25 protein-coding genes and 1 pseudogene are annotated in these 24,326 nt (G+C 51.9%); 14 read left to right on the top strand and 12 right to left on the bottom strand.

Features of this window, described 5'->3' with window-relative positions; all coding sequences use genetic code 11:
- Window positions 1-91 precede the first annotated feature (91 nt).
- The 3 genes from G544_RS0103665 to G544_RS0103655 form a co-directional block, all read right to left on the bottom strand.
- Window positions 92-1,357: a fimbrial protein gene (locus G544_RS0103665; protein ID WP_027273332.1), complete on the bottom strand. Its 1,266-nt coding sequence runs from the start codon at window positions 1,355-1,357 to the stop codon at window positions 92-94.
- 479 nt (window positions 1,358-1,836) lie between these two features.
- Complete coding sequence (locus G544_RS22400; RefSeq protein ID WP_027273331.1) at window positions 1,837-2,520, bottom strand: fimbrial protein; 684 nt, start codon at window positions 2,518-2,520, stop codon at window positions 1,837-1,839.
- A 999-nt stretch (window positions 2,521-3,519) separates the two neighbouring features.
- Entirely contained in the window at window positions 3,520-3,864 is a 345-nt protein-coding gene (locus G544_RS0103655; protein ID WP_027273330.1) for a RidA family protein, read from the bottom strand.
- A 245-nt stretch (window positions 3,865-4,109) separates the two neighbouring features.
- On the opposite strand from G544_RS0103655, the gene yoaA reads away from it, so the two are divergent.
- The 5 genes from yoaA (at window position 4,110) to G544_RS0103630 (ending at window position 10,371) form a co-directional block, all read left to right on the top strand.
- Complete coding sequence (gene yoaA / locus G544_RS0103650; RefSeq protein WP_027273329.1) at window positions 4,110-6,032, top strand: DNA repair helicase YoaA; 1,923 nt, start codon at window positions 4,110-4,112, stop codon at window positions 6,030-6,032.
- 75 nt (window positions 6,033-6,107) lie between these two features.
- Complete coding sequence (gene tsaB / locus G544_RS0103645) at window positions 6,108-6,809, top strand: tRNA (adenosine(37)-N6)-threonylcarbamoyltransferase complex dimerization subunit type 1 TsaB (RefSeq protein WP_027273328.1); 702 nt, start codon at window positions 6,108-6,110, stop codon at window positions 6,807-6,809.
- A 107-nt stretch (window positions 6,810-6,916) separates the two neighbouring features.
- The gene (gene fadD, locus G544_RS0103640; RefSeq protein ID WP_027273327.1) at window positions 6,917-8,599 is read left to right on the top strand and encodes a long-chain-fatty-acid--CoA ligase FadD; all 1,683 of its coding nucleotides are present in this window, start codon (window positions 6,917-6,919) and stop codon (window positions 8,597-8,599) included.
- Window positions 8,600-8,685: 86 nt separating this feature from the next.
- Entirely contained in the window at window positions 8,686-9,810 is a 1,125-nt protein-coding gene (rnd, locus tag G544_RS0103635) for a ribonuclease D (protein WP_027273326.1), read from the top strand.
- A 27-nt stretch (window positions 9,811-9,837) separates the two neighbouring features.
- Window positions 9,838-10,371, top strand: a complete 534-nt coding sequence (locus G544_RS0103630) for an O-acetyl-ADP-ribose deacetylase (RefSeq protein WP_027273325.1) — start codon at window positions 9,838-9,840, stop codon at window positions 10,369-10,371.
- Window positions 10,372-10,441: 70 nt separating this feature from the next.
- On the opposite strand, the gene minE is transcribed toward G544_RS0103630, so the two are convergent.
- From minE to minC, 3 genes are read right to left on the bottom strand one after another with little or no spacing between them, the layout of a single operon-like run.
- Entirely contained in the window at window positions 10,442-10,711 is a 270-nt protein-coding gene (gene minE, locus G544_RS0103625) for a cell division topological specificity factor MinE (RefSeq protein WP_027273324.1), read from the bottom strand.
- 3 nt (window positions 10,712-10,714) lie between these two features.
- Complete coding sequence (gene minD / locus G544_RS0103620; RefSeq protein ID WP_027273323.1) at window positions 10,715-11,530, bottom strand: septum site-determining protein MinD; 816 nt, start codon at window positions 11,528-11,530, stop codon at window positions 10,715-10,717.
- Between the two features lie 23 nt (window positions 11,531-11,553).
- The gene (gene minC, locus G544_RS0103615) at window positions 11,554-12,240 is read right to left on the bottom strand and encodes a septum site-determining protein MinC (RefSeq protein ID WP_027273322.1); all 687 of its coding nucleotides are present in this window, start codon (window positions 12,238-12,240) and stop codon (window positions 11,554-11,556) included.
- A 253-nt stretch (window positions 12,241-12,493) separates the two neighbouring features.
- Here minC and G544_RS0103610 point away from each other — a divergent pair, with 253 nt between their 5' ends.
- The 5 genes from G544_RS0103610 to G544_RS0103590 all read left to right on the top strand — a co-directional run bounded on the left by G544_RS0103610 (window position 12,494) and on the right by G544_RS0103590 (window position 15,528).
- Entirely contained in the window at window positions 12,494-12,751 is a 258-nt protein-coding gene (locus tag G544_RS0103610) for a YcgL domain-containing protein (RefSeq protein WP_027273321.1), read from the top strand.
- Between the two features lie 73 nt (window positions 12,752-12,824).
- Window positions 12,825-13,835 (top strand): lytic murein transglycosylase, encoded by a 1,011-nt coding sequence (locus G544_RS19880; protein ID WP_071783274.1) that lies wholly within the window; start codon window positions 12,825-12,827, stop codon window positions 13,833-13,835.
- A gap of 30 nt (window positions 13,836-13,865) precedes the next feature.
- Window positions 13,866-14,132 (top strand): hypothetical protein, encoded by a 267-nt coding sequence (locus G544_RS0103600; protein ID WP_027273320.1) that lies wholly within the window; start codon window positions 13,866-13,868, stop codon window positions 14,130-14,132.
- A gap of 199 nt (window positions 14,133-14,331) precedes the next feature.
- Window positions 14,332-14,988 (top strand): fumarylacetoacetate hydrolase family protein, encoded by a 657-nt coding sequence (locus G544_RS0103595; RefSeq protein WP_027273319.1) that lies wholly within the window; start codon window positions 14,332-14,334, stop codon window positions 14,986-14,988.
- Window positions 14,989-15,081: 93 nt separating this feature from the next.
- Entirely contained in the window at window positions 15,082-15,528 is a 447-nt protein-coding gene (locus G544_RS0103590; RefSeq protein ID WP_027273318.1) for a YcgN family cysteine cluster protein, read from the top strand.
- 63 nt (window positions 15,529-15,591) lie between these two features.
- On the opposite strand, the gene G544_RS0103585 is transcribed toward G544_RS0103590, so the two are convergent.
- The 3 genes and pseudogenes from G544_RS0103585 to G544_RS22460 all read right to left on the bottom strand — a co-directional run.
- A complete protein-coding gene (locus G544_RS0103585; RefSeq protein ID WP_081650728.1) occupies window positions 15,592-16,467 on the bottom strand; it encodes an SdiA-regulated domain-containing protein in 876 nt (291 codons plus the stop codon).
- A gap of 281 nt (window positions 16,468-16,748) precedes the next feature.
- Entirely contained in the window at window positions 16,749-16,988 is a 240-nt protein-coding gene (gene yedF, locus G544_RS0103580; protein ID WP_027273316.1) for a sulfurtransferase-like selenium metabolism protein YedF, read from the bottom strand.
- Window positions 16,988-17,217: pseudogene (locus G544_RS22460) on the bottom strand (selenium metabolism membrane protein YedE/FdhT); the annotation flags it as partial. The gene yedF and the pseudogene G544_RS22460, both read right to left, overlap by 1 nt.
- Window positions 17,218-17,400: 183 nt before the next feature.
- Here G544_RS22460 and G544_RS0103575 point away from each other — a divergent pair.
- Window positions 17,401-17,811 (top strand): DUF805 domain-containing protein, encoded by a 411-nt coding sequence (locus tag G544_RS0103575; protein ID WP_036023124.1) that lies wholly within the window; start codon window positions 17,401-17,403, stop codon window positions 17,809-17,811.
- 42 nt (window positions 17,812-17,853) lie between these two features.
- Window positions 17,854-18,537 (top strand): hypothetical protein, encoded by a 684-nt coding sequence (locus G544_RS0103570; RefSeq protein ID WP_245614575.1) that lies wholly within the window; start codon window positions 17,854-17,856, stop codon window positions 18,535-18,537.
- 50 nt (window positions 18,538-18,587) lie between these two features.
- On the opposite strand, the gene G544_RS0103565 is transcribed toward G544_RS0103570, so the two are convergent.
- Window positions 18,588-19,769: an MFS transporter gene (locus tag G544_RS0103565; protein ID WP_027273313.1), complete on the bottom strand. Its 1,182-nt coding sequence runs from the start codon at window positions 19,767-19,769 to the stop codon at window positions 18,588-18,590.
- A 200-nt stretch (window positions 19,770-19,969) separates the two neighbouring features.
- On the opposite strand from G544_RS0103565, the gene G544_RS0103560 reads away from it, so the two are divergent.
- Window positions 19,970-20,857 carry a LysR family transcriptional regulator gene (locus G544_RS0103560; protein WP_027273312.1) on the top strand — a complete coding sequence of 296 codons (888 nt, stop codon included), beginning with the start codon at window positions 19,970-19,972 and terminating at the stop codon, window positions 20,855-20,857.
- Between the two features lie 76 nt (window positions 20,858-20,933).
- Here G544_RS0103560 and dsbB read toward each other — a convergent pair whose 3' ends face one another.
- A complete protein-coding gene (dsbB, locus tag G544_RS0103555; protein WP_027273311.1) occupies window positions 20,934-21,461 on the bottom strand; it encodes a disulfide bond formation protein DsbB in 528 nt (175 codons plus the stop codon).
- A gap of 284 nt (window positions 21,462-21,745) precedes the next feature.
- On the opposite strand from dsbB, the gene fadR reads away from it, so the two are divergent.
- Window positions 21,746-22,465 carry a fatty acid metabolism transcriptional regulator FadR gene (fadR, locus tag G544_RS0103550; protein WP_027273310.1) on the top strand — a complete coding sequence of 240 codons (720 nt, stop codon included), beginning with the start codon at window positions 21,746-21,748 and terminating at the stop codon, window positions 22,463-22,465.
- 403 nt (window positions 22,466-22,868) lie between these two features.
- Here fadR and trhP read toward each other — a convergent pair whose 3' ends face one another.
- Window positions 22,869-24,245: a prephenate-dependent tRNA uridine(34) hydroxylase TrhP gene (gene trhP, locus G544_RS0103545; RefSeq protein ID WP_027273309.1), complete on the bottom strand. Its 1,377-nt coding sequence runs from the start codon at window positions 24,243-24,245 to the stop codon at window positions 22,869-22,871.
- Window positions 24,246-24,326 lie beyond the last annotated feature (81 nt).

The following is a 24,326-nucleotide window of genomic DNA, read 5'->3' as shown; positions in this document are numbered from 1 at the left end:
ATTGTTGGTGGTATATTACCTTGATCGTTCCGTTCTACTCTAATTTAATGTCTGACGGTTGGCGGCAAACTCGCCGCCTCCGATGCCATCATCATTGATAAGTTACGTACATATTCACCTTGCCCGTCACCGACCCGGTATAGCCGACGCCGCCTTTTTTAATCGCGCTGCGCTGCACGTAGCGGGCGGTGAAGGGGACGGTGGATTGGCTGTTGAAGGAGAAATCCTGCGGATTGGTTTTGACTGTGCCATGGGCGCCTACATCGGTCTTGGTTGTATTATCCACGTTAATTCGACTACCGCCGTACTGCATTTCGATTTCCAGTCCGTCAATTCTGGTGCCGCTACCGTCATACAAGCTGACGTTTTTGTTGCTCAGCGGTGAAGTTCCTGCGTCTTCAAATCGGAAGTAGACGTTGTCCAGAGAACCTGAGCACTCAAGGTTGATGTTGATAGGTTTGGCCACGCCGTAGGCAGGGAGAGCAATACCGGGTTGGTGGCTGCCAGGGCCGCTGTGTACCCAGCGACCCATATTGATAGCATAGTCAGTTGGCGTTTTTAATCTACAGGTAGGGGGAACAATGGTTATTCCGCCGCCGCCGATAAGGTTTGGAAGGTTGGTCGTATTTCCAAGATCTATCGCCTTAAACTCAGCCGATTGGGGAATAGATAGCGGTGTGGTTGTATAAGTGATATTGCCCGTTTTCACCAACACGGCGCGGATAGAATAACCTACGTTATTAGCCTGTTGTGAGAAGTGATGCGTTGCTGGTGAGGTGGTAGTAACGTCGGTATAAAACCAAACGCCCGAACCATTGCTATTCATTATAGGGTATTCGATATTGATAGGCGTTGAAGCCGGGATCCAGCCAGCATAGCTGACTAAACGGCTCGTTTGGGATGAGGCTGCGGGGCGGTAGGCGCTAACGCCTCTTGACGTATAGGTTATAAAAAACTTTATTCCGATACCAGGTATGGAGGTCGCAAAAGCACCGTTGGCATCGGCGAAAGCGTTTCCCGCCAATACGGTGAAAAAACGACCGTAAGACGAAACGTTATTAGTGCCATTCGGAATACAGTAACCGTTAATATTGGGAATAAATTCACCGTATCCCCAATGAAAAAGTTCGCTACCTACCGGTAGGTGATTATCTACGACAAGCGTTCTTGTCACAGAGAGAGGGGCCAGTTCAGGAAGAGTGTGATAACAGGTGCCGGAAGTGCCGCTAGCCGCTCCGCCAGCAACCCACTGGGGATAGTGCACTAGCGTTAAAGCCTGAACCGAAAAGCTAAATGAAAAGTAGCATAGCCCAATAACGCTTAGCGTATAAGCCGCTTTAAAATGAGATTTCAACATTATTTCCTGTCCCTTTGCTGAAGGTTCCGAAGGTATTACTGAGCGTTGCTTTAATTGAGGCCGACTATTGCTGCGGAGCTTTAAATTTTACTCTGAGAATTAATGCGTGTTTTAGCGTTTATATCCATTCGAAAACTGTGGAATTCTCCGCCTGTTTGACTTATAGAACCAGCCTTTGGTATGGCGGTTAAAATATAGCGTTTAGTCAACGTGTCAATTGTTAGAGGAAGTGCAATGATTCTATCTTATTGATATTGATAGATGACAAGGGGTATTTTTTCTACCTCTAAATGGCTTTGTTTAATGATTAGATCGTGATGTTATTATTTTTTAGCGAATTGATCTTTTTTGATTTGTAACATCATTGAAATATTCTGAACTGCGAATTGTTGGTGAATTATTTCCCTGAATTTCATGGAACAGTTGAGATTTGAGACGCTTTGGATTTGGCGACTGGAGCGCCGCCAACGGTGCGGTCATTACTGATAGGTGACGTACATATTTACTTTGCCGGTGACCGGCCCGGTATAGCTGGCGCCGCCTTTTTTAATCGCGCTGCGCTGAACGTAGCGGGCAGTGAAGGGGATGGTGGACTGGCTGTTGAAGAGGGTATCCGCAGGGCTCGTATTTATCGTACCCTGCGGGCCGACATTGGTTTTGGAAGAATTATCCACGTTGAGGTGATTACCGCGGTACAGCATTTCGATTTCTAATCCGTCGATTTTGGTACCACCGCTGTCATACAAACTAATATTATTATTGCTCAACGGAGAGGTGCCCGCGTCTTCAAATCGGAAATAGACGTTGTTCAGCTTGCTGGAACACTCAAGGTTGATGTTGACGGGCTTGGCAAGGCCATTGACTGGCAGAGATATACCAGGCTGGAGGCTGCTGGGGCCGGCATGGAGCCAGCGGCCCATGTCAATAGTATAGTCGGTCGCGCCTTTCAGGCGGCAGGAAGGGGGAACGATGGTAATGCCCCCACTGCCAATAAGGTTGGGAACTGAAGTCCAGCCATCTTTATTATTGCCAAAGAATACGCCTGCCCGAAGTGATAATGGTGTTGAGGTATACGTCACATATCCCGTTTTAACTAATACGGCGCGAAGGGAATAACCGATCCGATTAGCCGTCTGAGAAAAAGAATATTTAGTCTTAGGCATAGGTGCCATGTTGCCGTCGGGGGCAAAGTGGCTTCCGAAATAAGCCCCTTCCCACAGGTATTCAATATTAAGAGGCGTTGTCCCTGGTAGTAGAGCACCGTCATGATACCATCGCGTTGTCTCCGTGTTGCCGTCCTTTCCCACGCCACGGTCAGTATACGTGTAATAAATTTTTAGCCTAATTCCAGGAACGTTGGTCTCAAAAGCTCCAAATTGAGGAAGGAGAGACGTCGAAAGGACAGCCATATCGCTGCTATTGCCTAATCTTTCACCATTAGGCATACAGTACCCGCTTATATTGGGTACAAACTCACTGTAGTTCCAGTGGAACAACTCAGTATCGTTAGGCAGGTTGTTATCAACAACCAGCGTTCTCGGTACTGATAGTGGCGCAAGATCGGATAGACTATAAGTGCAGGTACCCGCATTGTCAGTAGAGCCTGTCCACACGGGATAATGATAAATCACCGTTGCTTGAGTTGACGTAGCGAATAAAATATAGCTTAAGCCTACAGTGAGGAATAGGCGAGTAGTGGTTAGATAGCGTTTCAAAATCGTAGTCCCTTATCTTTTTGACGACGCAGAGAGACTTTTTGGGGCTCTTGGACCATGAAGTCTGCTTTTACTGTGGCAGCTATTAAAAATAACGCGTTGTAACGTGTCAATTTTAAGACGGGGGAGCGAAGGGGCTATCTTATTGATATTAATAAATCTCTTAGGTCATATTTTCTGCCTTAGTCAGGCCGAATATTCCTAATAGATCGTTATGTTGTCGCTGTTTGGTGAAATATTCTATTTTTAATTCTATTTTTGCCTCATCGATTTGAATTGTGAATTGTTGTTGGCCTATCACATTGATTTTTATCTTATATCCGATCTTGTTACCTGTTTTTGTATGCTTGGGGAATTTCCACTTCTTGCCTAAAAATAAAAGCCGGGAGACGAATTAAAATCTTCCGGCCATCATCATTAATATACGTTCAGCTATCGGCTTAACGCTCAGCGGGCGGCAACAATCTTGATTTCCACCTTATATTTCGCATTCATCAACGCCGCCTCAACGGTGCAGCGCACCGGCGCCTTGCCGTCGACGACCCAGGCGTCCCAGGCGGCGTTCATGGCGGCGAAGTCCCGGCGATCGGCCAAAAATATGGTCGCATCGATAATGCGGGTTTTATCCGACCCTAGCTGCGCGAGCATTCTGTCGATATCGGCCAGCACGTTGGCGGTTTGTTCTGTTGCGTCGGCGTCCAGATTTTCCGGCACGCTGGTGTAGTAAATCGTATCGTTATAAACCACGGCGTCCGACCAGCGCTTGGCCGGGTTGATGCGTTCGAGAGTCATAGGGCATTGCTCCTGAAGGGTGAGTTCAACAATAAAACCGTTCTACATATTCGGTTTAGAAAACGGATAGGGCGAGAGGTTAACATAACCGCCTGCGGGAATACATTTTCACAAGAACTCGCGATATCAAAGCAGTGGAAATGGAAATCCGAGTGGTGATAGGTGGGGAGCCTTGGCATAATAGTCGACAGTTTTGTTTTTTACTTTCCGTCATATGATGGCGGCCACAATGACGGACAACTGATTTGACGGACGATTTCTCTCCCAAAGGCGCGCTGGCCAAGGCGATTGACGGTTTCAAGCCGCGTGAACCCCAGCGGATAATGGCGAAAGCCATCACGACGGCCATAAAAAAGGGCCAGGAGCTGGTGGTTGAAGCCGGCACCGGTACCGGTAAAACCTACGCCTATCTGGTTCCCGCTCTGCGTTCTAAAAAGAAGGTCATCGTTTCGACCGGCTCCAAGGCGTTGCAAGACCAGCTGTTCGCCCGCGATTTGCCGACGGTAGCTACCGCGCTGGAGTTTAGCGGCAAGCTGGCGCTGCTTAAGGGGCGTTCCAACTACCTGTGCCTGGAGCGCATGGAGCAGCAGAGCATGACCGGCGGCGAGCTGTCCGACGCATCGCTTAAGGATCTCGTCAAGCTTAGACGCTGGTCTTCCAGCACCGTAGACGGCGATATCAGCACCTGCACGCAGGTGGCGGAAGACAGCTTCATCTGGCCACTGGTGACCAGCACCAACGACAACTGTCTGGGCGGCGACTGCCCCAACTACAAAGAGTGCTTCGTGGTCAGGGCGCGGCGTAAAGCGATGGAGGCCGATCTGGTGGTGGTTAACCATCACCTGTTCTTAGCCGATGTGGTAGTTAAAGAGACCGGCTTTGCCGAGCTTATCCCCGACGCCGACGTGATGATTTTCGACGAGGCGCACCAGCTGCCGGACATCGCCAGCCAGTATTTCGGCCAGCAGCTCTCCAGCCGCCAGCTGATGGACTTGGCCAAAGACATCACTATCGCCTACCGCACGGAAGTGCGGGATATGGCGCAGCTGCAAAAGAGCGCCGATCGCCTGACGCAAAGCACGCAGGATTTTAGGCTGGCGCTCGGCGATCCGGGCTTTCGCGGCAACCTGCGAGACCTGCTTGAGCAGGCTTCGGTTCAACGGGCGCTGCTGCTGGTAGACGACGCGCTGACGCTGTGTTACGACGTCATTAAAATGGCGCTTGGGCGTTCGGCCCTGCTGGACGCCGCCTTCGAACGCGCGACCCTTTACCGTTCGCGCTTAACCCGCCTGAAGGACGTCTCGATCCCCGGCTATAGCTACTGGTATGAGTGCAGCGCCCGCCACTTTATTCTGGCGCTGACGCCGCTGTCGGTCGCGGAAAAGTTTCAGGAAGTGATGAAGGACAAAAAGGGGAGCTGGATATTTACCTCCGCCACGCTGTCGGTCAATGAGTCGCTGGAGCACTTCAATCAGCGCTTGGGGTTGACCAAGTCGGAGACGCTGCTGCTGGCCAGCCCCTTTGACTACGCCAACCAGGCGCTCTTATGCGTGCCGCGCTTTTTGCCGTCCCCCAATCAGTTCAACGGCGCAAAGCAGCTGGCTCACATGCTGCGCCCGCTGATTGAGGCCAACGACGGACGCTGCTTTTTCCTCTGTACGTCGCACAAGATGATGCGCGACCTGACGGTGGTCTTTCGTGAAACCATGACGCTGCCGGTTCTGATGCAGGGAGAGACCAGCAAAGCCAAGCTGCTGTCGGAGTTTGTCGCTTCGGGCAACGCGCTGCTGGTCGCGACCAACAGCTTCTGGGAAGGCGTAGACGTACGGGGCGATGCGCTGTCCTGCGTGATTATCGACAAGCTGCCCTTTACCGCGCCGGACGATCCGCTGCTTAAGGCGCGCATTGAGGACTGCCGGCTGCGCGGCGGCGATCCGTTTCAAGAGGTTCAGCTTCCCGACGCGGTCATTACCCTTAAGCAGGGCGTAGGGCGGCTTATTCGCGACACGACCGATCGCGGCGTGATTGTCATTTGCGATAATCGCCTGGTGATGCGCCCCTACGGCGAAATCTTCCTCAATAGCCTGCCGCCGGCGCCGCGCACGCGCGATTTGGACAAAGCGATGGCTTTTCTAAAGCAGGGAACGCCGCCGAATGACGATAAATAGAGGCGAATGGTGCCTATATGATACTATTGCCCACTTTAGTTATATTCAAAAAGAAGGTCCTGCCTGAGGTTTTCTATGTCTACACGAATTCTGGCCATTGACGCTGCTACTGAAGCCTGTTCCGTCGCCGTTTGGAACGACGGCGAGGTTCATTCGGTTTATGCCGAGTGTCCGCGTGAACATGCCCAACGCCTGCTTCCTATGGTGCAGCAGGCGCTTGATGAGTCCGGCCTGACGCTGCAAAACCTTGACGCTCTGGCGTTTGGTCATGGCCCCGGCAGCTTTACCGGCGTACGCATTGCTATTGGCATTACGCAAGGGCTGGCGCTGGGTGCTGAGCTGCCGGTCATTGGCCTGTCAACGTTGGAAACCATGGCGCAGGGCGCTTACCGCATTAGCGGAGCAACGCGAGTGCTGTCGGCGATTGATGCCCGCATGAGCGAAGTTTACTGGGGGCGCTATGAGCGCTCGGCGCAGGGCGAATGGCTGGCCGTTGGCGGTGAAAGCGTACTTGCTCCCTTGAGCGTGAGCGAGTCGCTGAGCGCCGTCGGCGGCGAGTGGGCGACCGTCGGCACCGGCTGGCAAACGTATCCCGATATGGGGAACGGCAGCCCGGCCAGGCTTCGGGACGGTGGCGTTTTGTTTCCCCACGCGCAGGATATGCTGCCTCTGGCGCTGGCGCGCTGGCAGCGAGGCGAAACGCTGCCGGCGGATCGCATAGAACCCGTTTATCTGCGTAACGAAGTGGCTTGGAAGAAGCTGCCGGGTCGAGAATAGAATTGTTATTGCATTAAGCCCTGAATAAATATTGCACTGTGGCGCGCTCTTAGCCTTTCCGATGAGAATAACAACGGGAAAAGGACGCGGTCGTAAAGGAGTTAAAATTGGAAAAAATCTGGCTATCTCGCTATCCCAAAGACGTTCCGTCGGACATCAATCTGGATCGCTATAACTCGCTGGCGGATATGTTTGAGAACTCGGTCAGGCGCTTTGCCGATCAGCCTGCCTATATCAATCAGGGCAAGGTGATGACCTTTCGCCGGCTGGAAAAGCGCAGCCGCGCCTTTGCCGCCTACTTACAAAATACGCTGGGCCTGAAAAAGGGCGATCGGGTCGCGCTGATGATGCCCAACGTGCTGCAATATCCGATAGCGCTGTTTGGCGTGCTGCGCGCAGGCTTGGTGGTGGTTAACGTAAACCCGCTCTATACGCCGCGGGAGCTGGAACATCAGCTAAACGACTGCGGCGCCAAGGCCATCGTCATCGTTTCCAACTTTGCCCACACGCTGGATAAGGTGGTTAAGAACACCGCTATTGAGCACGTTATTTTGACCGGCCTGGGCGATCAGCTCGCCGTGGGCAAACGTTCGCTGGTCAACTTTGTCGTGAAATACGTTAAACGGCTGGTGCCCAAATACAGCCTGCCCGGCGCGGTGTCGTTTCGCTGCGCGCTGCGCACCGGTCGCCACCAGCAGTACGTCAAGCCGCAGCTGGGCCATGACGATCTGGCGCTGTTGCAGTATACCGGCGGAACGACCGGCGTCGCTAAGGGCGCCATGCTGAGCCACCGCAACCTGCTGGCTAATATGGCGCAGGCGTGTGCCAACTACAGCCCGCTGCTGACCGTCGGCGGCGAGATGGTGGTGACGGCGCTGCCGCTTTATCACATCTTCGCCCTTACGGTGAACTGCCTGCTGTTTATGGAAATCGGCGGCTGTAGCCTTCTTATCACTAACCCGCGCGATTTAAAGGGCATGGTGAAAGAGATCTCCCGCTATCCGTTTACGGCCCTGACCGGCGTAAACACGCTGTTTAACGCCCTGCTTAATGATGAAGACTTCCGCGAGTTGGACTTCAGCCGCATGCACATTACCGTCGGCGGCGGTATGTCAGTGCAGCGCAGCGTCGCCGAGCGCTGGCACCAGCTCACCGGCACGCACCTGCTTGAAGGCTACGGCCTGACGGAGTGCTCGCCGCTGGTGGCGGGTAACCCCTACGACCTGAAAGAATACAGCGGCAGCATCGGTCTTCCCGTCGCATCGACCGAGGTTCGCCTGGTGGACGACAGCGGCAACGACGTTGCTAAAGGCGAGGCCGGAGAGCTGTGGGTAAAGGGGCCGCAGGTGATGGAAGGATACTGGCAGCGCCCGGAAGCAACGCGAGAAGTGTTGAAAGACGGCTGGTTGGCGACCGGCGATATCGTGGTGATGGATGAACAGGGCTTTATGAAAATCGTCGATCGCAAGAAGGACATGATTCTGGTTTCCGGCTTTAACGTGTACCCCAACGAAATCGAAGACGTCGTGGCCCACCATCCGAAAGTGCTGGAGGTGGCCGCTATCGGCGTGCCGCACGAGGTTTCCGGCGAGACGGTAAAAATCTGCGTAGTAAAAAAAGACCCTACGCTAACGCGCGAAGAGCTGCTGGCGCACTGCCGCGAAGGGTTAACCGGCTACAAGGTGCCCAAAATTATCGAGTTTCGCGAAGAGCTGCCGAAGTCCAACGTGGGCAAAATCTTGAGAAAGGCGCTGCGCGACGAGGCGATGAAGCCTAAAGACGACAAGTAGGGCGGTATAGCGCTCTGTGTATTTATCTATTCATAGCGCCGGATTATCCGGCGTTGTAGTTAAGAAATTCTATAAAGAGAACCGTTTTGAACTATCAACTGATTACGACTGATGAACAGCTGAAGGGCATGTGCGACAGCGCTTCCCAGAAGTCGCTTATTGCGCTGGACACCGAGTTTGTCCGCACCCGAACCTATTACCCTCAGCTGGGGTTGATACAGCTGTATGATGGTGACAATGTCACTTTGGTTGATCCGCTTAATATTAAAGACTGGTCGCCGTTCGTCGCGCTGCTGACCAATAAGCAGGTGATTAAGTATCTTCACGCCTGCAGCGAAGATCTGGAAGTGTTCCAACATGAATTCGGCGTGATGCCGGATCCGATGATTGATACGCAGGTGCTGGCGGCGTTTAACCAGCGTCCGCTGTCTACCGGATTTGCCACGCTGGTGGCCGAGTATCTGGGCGTTGAGCTGGACAAAAGCGAATCTCGCACCGACTGGCTGGCAAGGCCGCTCACGGAGAAGCAGTGTGTTTATGCCGCTGCCGACGTTTACTACCTGCTGCCGATCGCTGAAAAGATCCAAAACGAAACGCAGGAGCGAGGCTGGCTGGCTGCGGCAGAGGACGAGTGCATCATGATGAGCGCCCGCCGCGGCGAAACGCTCAGTCCTGACGCGGCCTACTTTGAAATCAACAACGCCTGGCAGCTGGACGAGCGCCAGCTGGGCGTACTTAAGCTGCTGGCCGCGTGGCGCTTGAACTACGCGCGCGAGCGCGATATGGCGGTCAATTTTGTCGTACGAGAAGACAGCCTCTGGCAGGTGGCGAAACGTCAGCCGACGTCGATGTCCGAGCTGGAGTCGCTTGGTCTGAGCGGGCCAGAGATCCGCTTTCACGGGCGCACTCTGTTAAAGCTGGCGGCAGAAGGCGCGGCGCTGGACGACGCTGAACTGCCTGAAAGGATTGTCCGCATCGTTGACTACCCGAACTATAAAAGGGTCTTTAAAGAGATTAAGACGCTCGTTCAGACGATTTCAACGGAGTGCGGTCTGAATGCCGAGCTGTTGGCCTCCCGCCGGCAGATTAACCAGCTGCTGAAGTCCTACTGGCAGTCCCGTGAGGAAACGTGTACGCCCGAGCTGTTGCAAGGCTGGCGCGGCGAGCTGATGGGAGAGCGGCTGAGGGCGTTTATGGCGCAGCAGCAGTAGCAGTAGCTCTGTTAAGGAAATCACCGTATGAAAGAGAAAATCCACGTCCTGAAAGGCGACATCACCCTTATCGCCGCTGACGCGATTGTGAATGCGGCGAATACCTCTCTTTTGGGCGGTGGTGGCGTTGACGGCGCCATACACCGAGCCGGCGGGAAGGAGATCCTCGACGAATGCCGCAAAATCATCGCGCGCCAGGGCAAGTGCGACGTGGGCGAAGCGGTTGTCACCTCGGCGGGAAAGCTGCCCGTTAAATACGTGATCCACACCGTTGGGCCGTTCTGGAGCGGCGGGCAAAGAAATGAGGCCGAATTGCTGCAAAAGGCCTATCGCAGCTGTTTTCAACGGGTGAAAGCGCTTGGCATAGCCAGCGTCTCTTTCCCCAATATCAGCACCGGCATTTATCGTTTCCCAAAAGAAGCGGCGGCGGAAATCGCGCTGGCGGCGATTTTTGATGCGCTTGCCGACAATCCGGCGATTGAGAAGGTGAACGTTGTCTGCTTTGAGCAGGAGAATGCGGATATTTATCGGGCGCTGTTGGCGGGGATAAATGACGCCTGAATAAAAAACGCCGTTTATTCAACAAGCAATAAACGGCGTTTTTTCCATTTAGTAAAAGAGAAAAGGGGATTTAGCTCCGCTTCTCTTCGGCTTCCGGTAGGGTCACGTTCAGCTCCAGCACGGAGATGTCGTCGCCTTTTTGCTCCAGCTGCACGCTAACCATTTCAGGGTCGATCTGCACGTATTTACAGATAACCTCAAGAATATCGCGCTTGAGCTGCGGCAGGTAGTGCGGTTCGCTGTCGCCGCGGCGGCGTTCGGCCACGATAATCTGCAGGCGTTCTTTGGCGATGTTGGCCGTCTGCTTTTTACGCGACAGGAAAAAGTCTAACAGTGCCATGTCTTAGTTCCCTCCAAACAGACGCTTTAAGAAACCTTTCTTCTCTTCGGTTAAAAAGCGGAAGGGTTTTTCTTCGCCCAGCAGGCGGTCGATGGTGTCAGAGTAAGCCTGACCCGCGTCGGATTCCGCATCCAGAATGACCGGCTCGCCCTGGTTCGAGGCGCGCAGCACGGACTGGCTTTCCGGAATGACGCCCAGCAGGGGAATGCGCAGGATTTCAACCACGTCTTCCACGCTCAGCATATCGCCGCGGGTAACGCGTCCGGGGTTGTAGCGGGTGAGCAGCAGGTGCTCTTTAATCGGATCCTGACCGTTTTCTGCGCGGCGAGACTTAGAGGCAAGGATGCCCAGAATGCGGTCTGAGTCGCGAACGGAGGAGACTTCCGGGTTGGTGGTGATCACCGCTTCGTCGGCGAAGTAGAGCGCCATCAGCGCGCCGCTTTCAATACCGGCCGGAGAGTCGCAGACGATAAAGTCGTAACCCATCTCGTCGAGTTCGTTCAGCACTTTCTCCACGCCTTCGCGGGTCAGCGCGTCTTTGTCGCGCGTTTGCGATGCCGGCAGAATGTACAGGTTTTCAGTACGCTTGTCCTTGATTAACGCCTGATTCAGCGTCGCGTCCCCTTGGATTACGTTGACAAAGTCATACACGACACGGCGTTCACATCCCATGATCAAATCAAGATTACGTAGTCCGATATCGAAATCGATAACGACGGTCTTCTTACCTCTTTGTGCTAAACCGGTAGCAATGGCCGCGCTGGAGGTAGTTTTACCAACGCCACCCTTACCGGAAGTAACAACAATAATACGTGCCATAGCGTGTTCCTTGTAAAAGGGCTTCAATTTAGTGGTTCAATGGTGAGTATATTTGATTTTAAAAACAGTCTGGCGCTGCGTTCATAAAATTCTTTTGGTATTCGGTCGCTCAGCCAGTACTGGCCCGCGATAGATACCAGTTCGGCAGCCAGCTGTGTGCAGAATATCTGACAGCCAGAGTCGCCGCTGGCGCCGGCCAAGGCGCGGCCGCGCATCGTGCCGTAAACGTGGATATTGCCGTCGGCAATCAGCTCAGCGCCGGCGCTGACGTGGCTTACCACGATCAAATCGCTGTTGCGGGCATAAATTTGCTGCCCGGTGCGAATCGGTTTATCGATGATTTGAGTTTTTGCCAACGGGGGTTGAATAGGGGCCGCTGCCGCCGCTTTTGACGCCTTGGGGCTTTTCCCTTCGGTCAGAAGCGGCAGGCCTGCTGACTGAATCGCCTGCTTTTGCTCATCGCCCTGATAGCCGCTGACGCCCACGACGCGAAGGCCCGCCTCGCTCACGGCGCGCTGAAGCGCAAGCCAGTCTGCACCCGGCTCCAGCGTGGCGACGTTTAACACGACGGGCGCATTTTGTAAAAATGCCGGCGCCTGCTTGACCTTCTCCGTTAGCGCCTCGCGAATAACGTCGGGCTCTGAATGATGTAGATGGACAACTGACAGCGTAAAGCTGCTGCCTTTCAATTCAACGGGCGATTGTGACATCGATTCTGACTCAAGTTGGGCTCAATCATCGTTAAATAGAGCCGTATCTGTAAAATACACCAATATATGGCAGCATGTTATAGTTAGCGGCATATCTAGGCAAGCCGATGAAAGAATTAATTCGCAGTGAATCAAACGGTGGGCGCGTTTATTCGTTTAGATTACGCGACTAAATGATTCACTTAGTCGCTTCTTTCAGACTCATCGGTCCGTCGATTTTTTAATGATTCAGGCTATTAGGAACCCCACACGCATGCGATGCGCTATTTATCGAAGCAGTAAAAAAGAGGGTACTTACCTCTATATCGAATCCCTGGACGACTTTTCCCGCGTGCCGGAGGAGCTGATGCGAACGTTTGGAACCCCCGCGCTGGCGATGACGCTGGATCTTGCCAAAAGAGAGGCGCTGGCGATGGCCGATATCGAGCGCGTTAAGCAGGCGCTGTCCGAGCAGGGTTTTTACCTGCAGGTGCCGCCGCCGGTAGAAAGCCTGTTGAAAACCGAACTTTGACTCCAAAGGCGCCGACGTGATGAACAACGCGGGATACCCCGTCGATAAAAAACGGAATTCAGGATTAGGGATGATGAAGTTATCAGCAGCGCGGCTTTTGTCCGCAGGAATGCTCCTGACGGCCAGCGCCTTGAGCTGCGCCTGGGCGCAGTCGACTTCGCCTGTAGAGGCGCAAGAAGAGGCGAAGTTTCGCGCCTATGTCGAAACGCTAAAGGAAAAAGCGCTGACGCAGGGCATCACGCAGCAGACCGTTGAACGGGCGTTTGCTAACGTCTACTACCTTAAGCGGGTGGTCACGGCGGATCAAAACCAGCCGGAAAAAAAGCTGACCTTGGACGATTATCTGCGCCGCTCTTTGTCGGCGGCGAAAATAAAGCGCGCCCGCGCCGCGTACGTTGACTATAAAAAGCAGCTGGATGCCGTCAGCAAGCGTTCCGGCGTACCGGCAAACTATATTGTAGCGCTGTGGGGCTCAGAGAGTGGATTCGGGCGCTTTCAGGGAAAAGAGGACATCGTTTCCGCGCTGAGCACGCTGGCCTTTGACGGGCGTCGCGAAGCCTTTTTTACCGATCAGCTGATGGCCGCACTGCAGATTTTGCAGCAGGGCCACATCGCACCCGAACGTTTTAAAGGCTCGTGGGCCGGCGCGATGGGACAGTGTCAGTTTATGCCGACGTCGTTTTTGAAATACGGCATGGACGGAAACGGTGACGGAAAGGTCGATATTTGGCAAAACACGGACGACGTATTTGCCTCCATCGCCAACTACCTTGCAACCGAAGGCTGGAATGCGAAAGAGGGCTGGGGCATAGAGGTCACGGTTGCCAAAGACTTTAAGGCCGAGTGGGTAGGGTTGGAAGATGAGCGCGGCAAAACGGTCGGGCAGTGGAAAAAGCTCGGCATTAGGGCCGTATCTCCGGCGAAAATCCCCAACGGGCAGCGTGCCTGGATAGTTCAGCCAGACGACGCGCAGGGGCGAACCTTTATGGTGTTTAACAACTTTCGTACGCTGATGCACTGGAATCGTTCGACCTATTTTGGCATTAACGTCGGCATGCTGGCGGACAGCGTAGTGAAGAAATAAAACAAATTCCAATGCGGCAGGAGGCCCATTTTGCGTATTACAGGCTTTTTGAGTGTTGTCGTCCCGGTGGTTGTGATTGGCTACGGGAGCTATTGGGCGGGAAAGGGCTCCGCCCGATTTGACGATAACATCTGCTATTCCAACGTCATCGGTGAGTTAACCGATGGAGTCGGCCGCGTGGCGCGTTCGTCTTCTCCAGGCGAGGCGGCACAGGCGCTGGAGGAGAAAGCCAGAGCGCTGCCCGTCTACGGCTATGAATCCAGTTGCCAAGACATTCTGGAGGCGCTGCTCCGATAGCGGTTGTTTTTTAATCTATTGATTGAATCAATTTGGAAAATTGCGAGACTTGGCCTAGATTTTTGGTAGCAGCATAGTGTTACTATCCAAAACTTAATCTATAAAAAAGTCTCAGCCGACGCCGAGTCAGGTTGATAAGCGACAACATCTGATAAAACAGGCGCACCGATTACGGTTGCGTTAAAGGAGTAGCAGGCATATGTATCAACATCGCGACTGGCAGGGCGACCTGCTTGAACTGCCGGTAAATAAAGTGGTTTGCGTAGGCAAGAACTATTCTGATCATATCAAAGAGATGGGCGGCAATGCGCCCGTGCAGCCGCTGTTATTTATCAAGCCGGAAACGGCGCTGTGCGATATCAGTCAGCCGGTCGCCATTCCTGATGGGCTTGGCTCTGTGCACCATGAAGTCGAACTGGCCGTGCTTATCGGCCTGCCGCTAAAAAATGCGGAAGAAAGCCGGGTCGTTAACGCCATTGCCGGCTACGGCATTGCGTTGGACCTGACGCTAAGAGATTTACAGGCCGAGTGTAAAAAAGCCGGCGAACCATGGGAAAAGGCCAAGGGGTTTGACGGTGCCTGCCCGATTTCGGGCTTTATTCCCGTAAGCGAGTTTGGCGATGCCCTGCAGGCGTCCTTGTCCCTTGTGATTAATGGCGAGGTGCGTCAGGAAGGAAATACGCGGGATATGATTTTGCCCATTCTGCCGCTGATCTCCTATATGAGCCGCTTCTTTACGCTGCGCCCTGGAGACATTGTCTTAACCGGCACGCCTTCCGGCGTCGGGCCGCTGAACCACGGCGATAGCTTTACCGTCGCTCTTAACGGTAAAGAAATTCACAGCCGCGTGCTATAATCCCGCCATTGGTATTAAATCGAACGCCCGTACTGACGCTACGGGCGTTCGCTTTTAACGTTGTTCACGCTTTTGGTTAGAGATACAGGCTATATGAATCAGCTCCCCTTTTGGCAGCGCAAGACGCTGGCTGAAATGAACGATGAAGAATGGGAATCCCTATGCGACGGGTGCGGCCAGTGCTGCCTGCACAAGCTGATGGACGAAGATACGGATGAAATCTACTTCACCAACGTCGCCTGCAATCAGCTGAATATAAAAACCTGTCGCTGCCGTCAGTACGAACGCCGCTTCGAGCTGGAAGAGGACTGCATCAAGCTGACGCGTGAAAACCTGTTGACCTTCGAATGGCTGCCGGAAACCTGCGCCTATCGCCGGATACACGAAGGGAAGGGGCTGGCGCCGTGGCATCCTCTGATTAGCGGCTCAGCGTCTGCGATGCACGCAGCCCGCATTTCCGTGCGTCATATTGCGGTCCCTGAGAGTGAAGTTGAAGACTGGCAGGATCATATTTTAAATCGGCCCGAATGGCTGGACTAAGCGCCTGACGGGGTAAGACAGGCGCGAAGCTATATCAGGCCGTTTTAACGTCTGTCGTGAGCGTTAGCGGCTTTTTTTGACAAATTTATACAGCAGGTTTGGCTCACCGACGATGTACAGGTCGCCGTTATCATCCATGGCGAGCCCTTCTGCCTGCCTGATGTCTTCTTTCAGGCCGTGCCATCCTTTACGTAAATACATTCTGTCGATGACCTTGCCAGAAAGAGAAATCTCTTTGACGAGCTTGGACTCATGAGAGGCGATAAGCAGCGTGTTGTTCGGGGCATAAAAGTCTGCGGCGGAAATGTCCTGCGTCGTTAAGTTACTTTGGAGCGCCTTGTCGTCGATAATGTGTAAATTATCAGAGCCAAAGAAGCCTTTTACCTTATAGATGACGATCGGATCCTTTTCTTTAAATAAATAGAGGATTTGGTCAGTTGGCGAATAGGCGAGGCCTTCAAATCCGCTGTTGGTCGGTGATTCGTCCAGAGATATTCTTAGCTTCTTAAGAACGGTTATCTCTGAATCTTCACCTAGCTCGATTGCGTAAATGGTATAGTCTTTTTCATCTGCCAGGATGAAGATATTGCCTTCAATATGCTCGATGGTTTCCGCATCCTTCATGAAATTTAAGGGAATGGTTCTGATTAAGCGACCGTCTTTGCTTAATTCAACGATGGAAGGCGGAAAGTTAATCGTGCTGAAGAACGTGTTGCTAACCTTTGAGTAAGTGAGCGATGAAATATTTCTTTTAATGCCATCAATTTTTCTGGCTTCTATTTCAACCTGGTAATGTCCTATTTCGGAACTATTGGCCGGGTCGCCGAGTTTCAGCACTGACCTGTAGGCGTGAATGACGTTATCTTTAAACAGAAAACCAATAAGGACGACAAGGACAAAAAGTAATAGAGACTTCTTTTTTATATTAGATATCTTCATCAAAATTCCATTTATCTGCAATGGTATAAATATAATTAAAACCTGAAGCGGGAGCTTTTTGAGAAAGATAACAGCTTTTATAAACGACGTCAGCCTGTTTTTTACTTTATTGAAAATTAAATAAATATGTTAACATCATGATTGTTTGTTATTGAAATTATTATTTTTATTGTTCTTGATGTTTTTTGTATTAATTCTATTCAAATAAGGTTTTGTTAAGATTTTTATGTTTGGAAATACTTCTCCCTCTATTTGTTCTTTTAAATAAAGGAGGGAAATAATTAACGCTGAATTAAATAGCGAATAGTTGGGCCGTCCTGTTGAATATCCAACATGGTATAGCCGTGATTTTTCGCATCAAGCGGAATGTTATTAATTGATTGGGGGCAGTTGCTGACTACCTCAAGAATATCTCCCGGTTTCAGAGAAGGCATAGCCTCCAGCGTAGCAGCGGCGGGATAAGGGCCGGGGGCGCCAACCATGTCCAGGCGATAGTCAGGAACGATCTCTTTTTTATTCATTACGCGCTCTCCTTAAGGGACACTAACGGCCGTGCTTTATTTAGGAAAAATCGTCTTTCCCGCATAACAACCGAAAGAAATGCGGCCAACAGCATTAAATAGGTGACGAGCAGCCCGCCATAGGGGCCGAACGTTTCCAGCAAACTGATCTTATCGTAAGAGACGGCAGCGACGGAGCTAGCACGTCCCAATAGTCGGCAAGGATCGTCGCATCGATAACGTTGCCTAGTTAGCTTAGGCGGTGTTTTTTGATTGCGCCAGCCGTTATCGCCAGCTTAAAATCCGTCGGCCAAGGCAAAGGTTTATTTTATTTAGTGTAAATACGAAGAGAAGATGAGCGACATAAGCCGCTTAGCGTAACGCTTCTCACCGCTATATTCCTAATTAGAAAGGTAGAATAGAAATAATGGTTATGGAAAGACCAACACTAGGACGCCGCGTTTTCTCTGAGGCTTTTTTGGGGCTGCGCAACGCTCAAATGCGCAGAAGGCCGTTTTTAATTTATCAATTGGCCTGCGTTGCCGCGCAGATAGCCTTAGCTTCTACTATTGTTTCTTTTTATGAAATACTGTCGCTTAAGGTTCTGTGTATTTTCCTCATTGTTGCGATCTTACTATTTTGGGTTTGGGTCAATACGCTAGCGAAAAGGTTTCGGGATATTGGTATGAAGTATGCATGGCTGCTTGCGTTGGCGCTTTGTGGCGCTGAGCATGTGGTCATCAATTATCTTATAGACAGCGGGCTTTGGGCGCGTATTTTTTCAATTCTGCTTATTTTAGCCATTGGGGCGATTCCCAGTAACTATGCCCGCAGGCATCAGTAGCGACAATAATTTGTAGGAATTTACTGTGTTAAGGAGATGCGCGTGCTGTCATTTTTTTCTTCGCTATTCGGTTCAAAAAAGCCCCGCTTGACGGACCTTACGTTAAATACCGAAGGCTGGGAGCTACACCATCAAAATGAAGCCAGCATTGCATGGTTCGCACCGCAGCGTGAAGCCGTGCGAATTCAGCTTTTCCCCGCCTGCGAATGGCCATTCTCCCTAAGCGACGTTGAGGCCGCGAAAGAGTATTGGCAACGCGAAACGGAACGTCTTTCTGGCGCGTTGATAGACATTGAAACGCTGAATATTCAGAAGGTTCCTGCGCTGCGGGCGATTTTTAAGTATCGGGATCCTACGCCAGGCTCACTGGGCATCTATTACGTCGGCATTATCTGGCTGCCGTTTAAGGACGCCCTGTTTCAAATTAACGTCGAAGACGTGGAGAGGGGAACTACCGGCGTTCGGGAGGCCATAGTTGCAAACCTTCTGCTCCACAAAGGGGAAATCGAATTCAGTGAGGAAGAGCCGGAAATGCTGAACTCCGGTGAGGAACTTTTCGCGCGGCTGCGGGAAAGCAAACTGCATAGGATCCCCAGCGATGACAGACAGTACGATGAGGCGCTTCCCGAACATCCGTTGAGCCGCGTAAGGAAGCTGCTTGATTTTTGTGCGTCAGAGATCCAGCTATCGCGAAGCCTGCAAAAAACGACCCCGCTATCGGGTTAGCCTGTAGTGCCAAGCGCCCTGAGGTCGCCATCGACGACCTCAGGAATTCATCAGGCATGCGCTACCGCACGCGCCGCCTTCATTTGCCGTATGTAAAGAATGCCTGCAATAACCACCAGCACGGCGCCCGCAAGATAAATAACGCGATATCCAGCGCCTTCAACGGTGATCCCCATGACAAACGCGCCAATGGCTAGCCCTGCATCCATCGCGTTAAAGAACAGCGAATTGGCAACGCCGATTTTATGGTGTTCAACGGAGCTGATGATCTGCGTTTGAAACACCGGCGTGACTGAACCGTAGCCAATGCCTATGAGCGCGCCGGAAATCACCATCGTCATATTGTCGTGCGCATATCCCAACAGCGCCAGCCCGACCGTAAAGGCAATCAGGCAGGGGTAGATAACGTACTTAGGCCCTTTTTTATCGCAGATATGACCGGTAAACAGGCGGCAGAACATCAGCAGCGCGGCGTAGCACAGCAGGAAGTTACTCGCAGCCTCCATCAGGTTTAACTCTCTGGCATACAGCGCGAGAAAGGCGGATACGCCGGAATATGAGAACGTCATAAAAAAGGTCACGATAGCGAACGGCATAGCGGCGCGATCGAACATGGCGCTAAAGCTGATTTTAGGGGCTGCGCCGTGTTCATTCCCCGTGGCGGAATGCAGCAGAGGAACGCGCATAATGAGCGCTAAAACAATGCCGATAGCGCTAACGGCCGTGCACAGCATAAATGCGAAAGAGAATGCGCCTGTGCGCGCCATGTTTAGGCCAATCCAAGGGCCCACGACCATCGCCAGCCCCATCGCCAGAGAGAAAAAGCTGATCCCTTCACCTCGACGAGACAGGGGAATAAGCCGGGCGGAGATGGTTCCCTTAACCGTCGTGAGAACGCCAAACGTTATGCCATGAAGTACGCGAATAAATAGAAGCGTTTCGATGCTGGTGCAAAAAGGATATAGCGCCGTAACGACCAGAAAAGCAAAAGAGGAAATAACCAGAATTTTTTTATTTGAATATTTTCCTACCCACAGTCCGGAAAAAGGGCGAATGGCAATCGCTGCAATTAAAAACAGCGTCACCAGCAAACCCGCTTTATCCGCCGTGGCGTGCAGCCTGTCTGATATATAGATAGGCAATAGCGTTAAGAGAATATAAAACACGAAGAAAATAATGAAGCTGATGACCGTAATGGCCCAAAAATCTTTTGTCCACAGTTTGTCTTTCATAATAGCCTGTCTAAACGGAGAGCAGGTCCGCTTTCATCCCGAGAACTTTTGGGCGTAACAGGGGGAAGTACGCTTATTAAATATCTATGAATAAATCGAAACCATGCATCATTTTGTGATTTAAATAACGGAAAAATTCTAGTCCCTCACTCAGTATTAGTAAAATTAATCATTTTAATAAATATCATTAGTTATTCATTATGACATTGACGCAAATGAATGTGCTTATTGCCGTACTGGAGTACGCTAGCTTTACGGAAGCGGGGAAGCGGTTACATATGACGCAGTCCGCCGTCAGCCAGGCCGTTCTGGCTATGGAAGATGAGCTCGGCGTGGCGATTCTGACGCGTGAAAAGGGCAAGCCGCTGCGCCTTACGGCGTTCGGAGAGCGCATCGTCGCCCATATTCGTACCATTATGCAGGAAGTGGCGGCGATCCGCGAACTGGCCGAACAGGAAAAAGAGGCGCCCAGCAGAACGCTTAGCGTAGGCTGTTTCCCCAGCGTGTGCTCACGCATTTTGCCTCAGGTCGTTCGTTACTTTGAGACGCACCACCCAAAAATTAAAGTTACTCTCTATGAGGCCAACAGCGTAGAGATTATGAGCGCGCTTCAGCGCCAGGAGATTGACGCCGGATTTGTTCATTTCCCCGTCAGCGGTATGAGCAGCACGCTCGTTTATAAGGACCGATTCACCGTCGTCGTTCCTGACTCACATCCGTTTGCCGAACGTTCCGCAGTCAGCGTAGAGGAGTTAAGCAAAGAGCCGCTGATAGTCAGCAAGGGGCGCTATGAGCTGAGTATTATGACGCTGTTTAAGGAAAGGAACGTCATACCCAACGTTCAGTACGAATTTAACCACCCCAGCACGGCGCTAAGCTTTATTCGTCAAGGATTGGGGATCGCGCTGCTGCCGGGGCTGGCGCTCAATTCGCTGGCAGCCGATATGCGCGCCATTGCGCTCGAGCCCGCTTTTTACCGGGACATCACGCTGGTGACGTCAGAACAGCCGGTCGAGAACAGTCCCGTATGCTGCTTGCTACGCTGCATCGAGGCGTTGAAAATGCAAGAAAGCCTGGAGGCGCAGTAGGCTGTGAGTGAAGCGCTTGGTCGTTGGATAAGACAACGGCGCCATTGGCGCCGTTACATAAAAGATTGTGGACTAGTTAAGAAAAATAGCGTCTTTTCGGTTTAACGAACTGGGCGAGAACGACCAGCAGAGCGATTAACAGGTAAACGCCGAAAATGATCAGCAGCCACTGGGGCATTTCCATCGACAGGAAGGACCACTGCTTTTCCGAGCAGTCGCCGTTGGCGACAAATACCGACGGGATCCATTTATCCAGAGGTAGCCAGGAAGGGAAGCTGACGAAGAAATCGCACACGTTCATTGGTGAAGGGTAAAGCTGCATCATGGTGTGCTTCCAGGTCAGCAAAACGCCTTCGATTGCGCTGTAAATCCAAACAATAATGGCCAGATAGCGAAGCACCGTCGACGATGGCGCAATCATACCGATGAGAGCTGCGCCCAAAATGCCGAACAGAGCACAGCGTTCATAAATACAAAGGACGCAGGGGCGAAGCAGCATGACGTGCTGAAAATAAAGGGCGACACCCTCAAAAATAATAACGCTGAGAGCCAGCAGAAACCACGCGCCGCGCCCTTTAGAACAGCCATTCAGAAAAGATAACATGATTCCTTCACTTTATTGCGTTTGTGCAATTGTTCATGCGGCCTAGTGTAAACCAGATTTATACTAAAACCATCTTTCAAATGTCATTTATGTTAAAGAATTATCGTTCCTGTCTGAAACTATGGTCGCCAATGTACCGTTTTAGCGAGAGCCTTTTCAAAAAAACATATTTTTGTAATCCAATCCACAGTTTGTTCCAAAGGCTTCTATTGCCGCTATGTCCGGCTATAGGCTTCTGATATGATGCAGCCTATCTATGTGTACCCTGATGGAATAACGCTTTTATGGTGATTAAAGCGCAGAGCCCGGCTGGATTTGCGGAAGAGTATTTAATTGAAAGCATCTGGAACAATCGCTTTCCACCCGGTTCTATTCTTCCCGCTGAACGGGAGCTGTCCGAACTGATTGGCGTAACTCGAACCACGCTGCGAGAAGTACTTCAGCGCTTGGCCAGAGACGGTTGGTTGACGATTCAACACGGTAAGCCGACGCGAGTGAACAATTTTTGGGAAACGTCCAGCCTGAGCCTGCTGGAGACGTTGGCGCGTCTGGACCACGACAGCGTTCCTCAATTGATGGACAACCTGCTGGCGGTGAGAACCAATATCGCCGCTATTTTCATCCGCGCGGCGGTGCGCCAAAACCCGGAAAAGGCGCAAGAAGTGCTGGCGCTGGCGGATTTGTCGGAAGAGCGGCCGGAAAGCTTTACCGAGCTTGATTACAATATTTTCCGCGGACTGGCGTTTGCCTCCGGCAATCCTATTTACGGCCTGATCTTAAACGGCATCAAGGGGCTGTATATGCGCGTAGGGCGTCACTATTTCGCCAATCCGGAAGCAAGGCAGCTGGCGCTGAATTTTTACCGTCGCCTGGCGGATATCAGTCGAGAAAAACTGCACGATCAGGTGATGGAATGCGTTCGCCACTACGGTAAGGCAAGCGGCGTTATTTGGCAGAAAATGCAGCACTCGATCCGCGAAGAACATCTCCAAGGCAGCCGCTAAGCGCCTTTCCTCTCCCCACTTTCTTTATTCTTTTCGGTCTGCGTGGTTTAACGCAGACCGAAATTATCAAAAATATGTTTGCCAGTAATAGGGTAAATATCAAGCATTGCTTATGCTCAATGATAGACGTATCGAATTAAATTTTAAGAAAATTCTCTGATGGGGATAGGGGGCTGAAAAGCACAAGCGGAGTTTCTATACCCCCTTAAAAAAAGAAACCAGCCCAAGGGAGATTGGACTGGTAAGGAGGTGGTTTCTATTAAACAGATAATAGGAACACATCTAGTTATTAATCTTTAGGACTGCGATGTTAGTCTATTTTTTTCCTCATAGATGTGATCGGTTTCTAAAAATTTACACATCATGACGTTTTTTTACTCACTCAGCTTGCGGAAATGCCGTTTTATGCATTGTTGGATGCACTGTGGGGATTGCGCGTGTCGTTTCCGTCACCGAGATTACGCATCAACAAAGCATACTCAAGGCTGACGTCGTCAGGCACCGGCAGATAAACCAGATGTCCGTTTCCCGGCGCGACGTCGGTCGTTTCACCCTTGCGATTTAGCATTTCCTTAATCACAAAGTGAACGTTGCCCTGCGGCGTCATCATCTCAACGCTGTCGCCGACGGAAAACTTGTTTTTCACCTCAACGGCCGCCATGCCATCACGACGCTCTCCGGTAAATTCGCCGACGAACTGCTGACGGTCGGACACCGAATAGCCGTAGTCATAGTTTTGGTATTCATCGTGCACGTGGCGACGCAGAAAGCCTTCGGTGTAGCCGCGGTGGGCGAGGGACTCAAGCGTCGTTAAAAGCGAGTCGTCAAACGGCTTGCCGGCGACGGCGTCGTCGATAGCGCGGCGATATACCTGAGCCGTACGCGCACAGTAGTAGAACGACTTGGTTCTGCCTTCAATTTTCAGCGAATGTACGCCAAGCTCGGTCAGGCGGGCGACGTGCTGAATGGCGCGCAGATCTTTGGAGTTCATGATGTAGGTGCCGTGCTCGTCTTCAAAGGCGCTCATGTATTCGCCCGGGCGCATGGACTCTTCCAGCATAAACACTTTATCCGTCGGTTCGCCTGCGCCGAGGGTCGGCTCCACGTTTTTCACCGCAATCGGCTCATGAATATGAACGATGTTGCCGACGTCGTCCTCTTTGCCTTCCTGAACCTTATACTCCCAACGGCAGGCGTTGGTACAGGTACCCTGATTGGGATCTCGCTTGTTGATATAGCCGGAAAGCAGGCAGCGGCCGGAATAGGCCATGCAAAGCGCACCGTGAACGAAAACTTCCAGCTCGATGTCGGGCACCTGCTGGCGGATCTCTGCGATCTCGTCCAAAGACAGCTCGCGCGAAAGAATGATGCGGGTTAGCCCCATTTGCTTCCAAAACTTGACCGTCGCCCAGTTGACGGCGTTGGCCTGAACGGACAGGTGAACGTCCATATGGGGGAAGGCTTCGCGCACCATCATGATGAGCCCGGGATCGGACATGATCAGCGCGTCGGGCCCCATTTCCACTACCGGCGTCAGGTCGCGAATAAAGGTTTTCAGCTTGGCGTTATGGGGCGCGATATTCACTACCACGTAAAACTTTTTGCCCAGCGCATGGGCTTCATTAATGCCCAACTGAAGGTTCTGGTGGTTGAATTCGTTGTTACGCACTCGAAGGCTATAGCGCGGCTGGCCGGCATACACTGCGTCTGCGCCGTAAGCAAAGGCATAGCGCATATTTTTCAGCGTACCGGCCGGAGAAAGAAGTTCCGGTTTAAACATAGGTTATCTCTGTATTGTCTGATCGCAGGTCAGAGCCGCGCGGGACATAGCCCTTTGGCGCGACTTTGGGAACGTTTTCCC

The organism is Leminorella grimontii ATCC 33999 = DSM 5078 (genome assembly GCF_000439085.1).
Lineage (GTDB): Bacteria > Pseudomonadota > Gammaproteobacteria > Enterobacterales > Enterobacteriaceae > Leminorella > Leminorella grimontii.
This window is presented reverse-complemented; position numbering and strand designations above follow the sequence as displayed.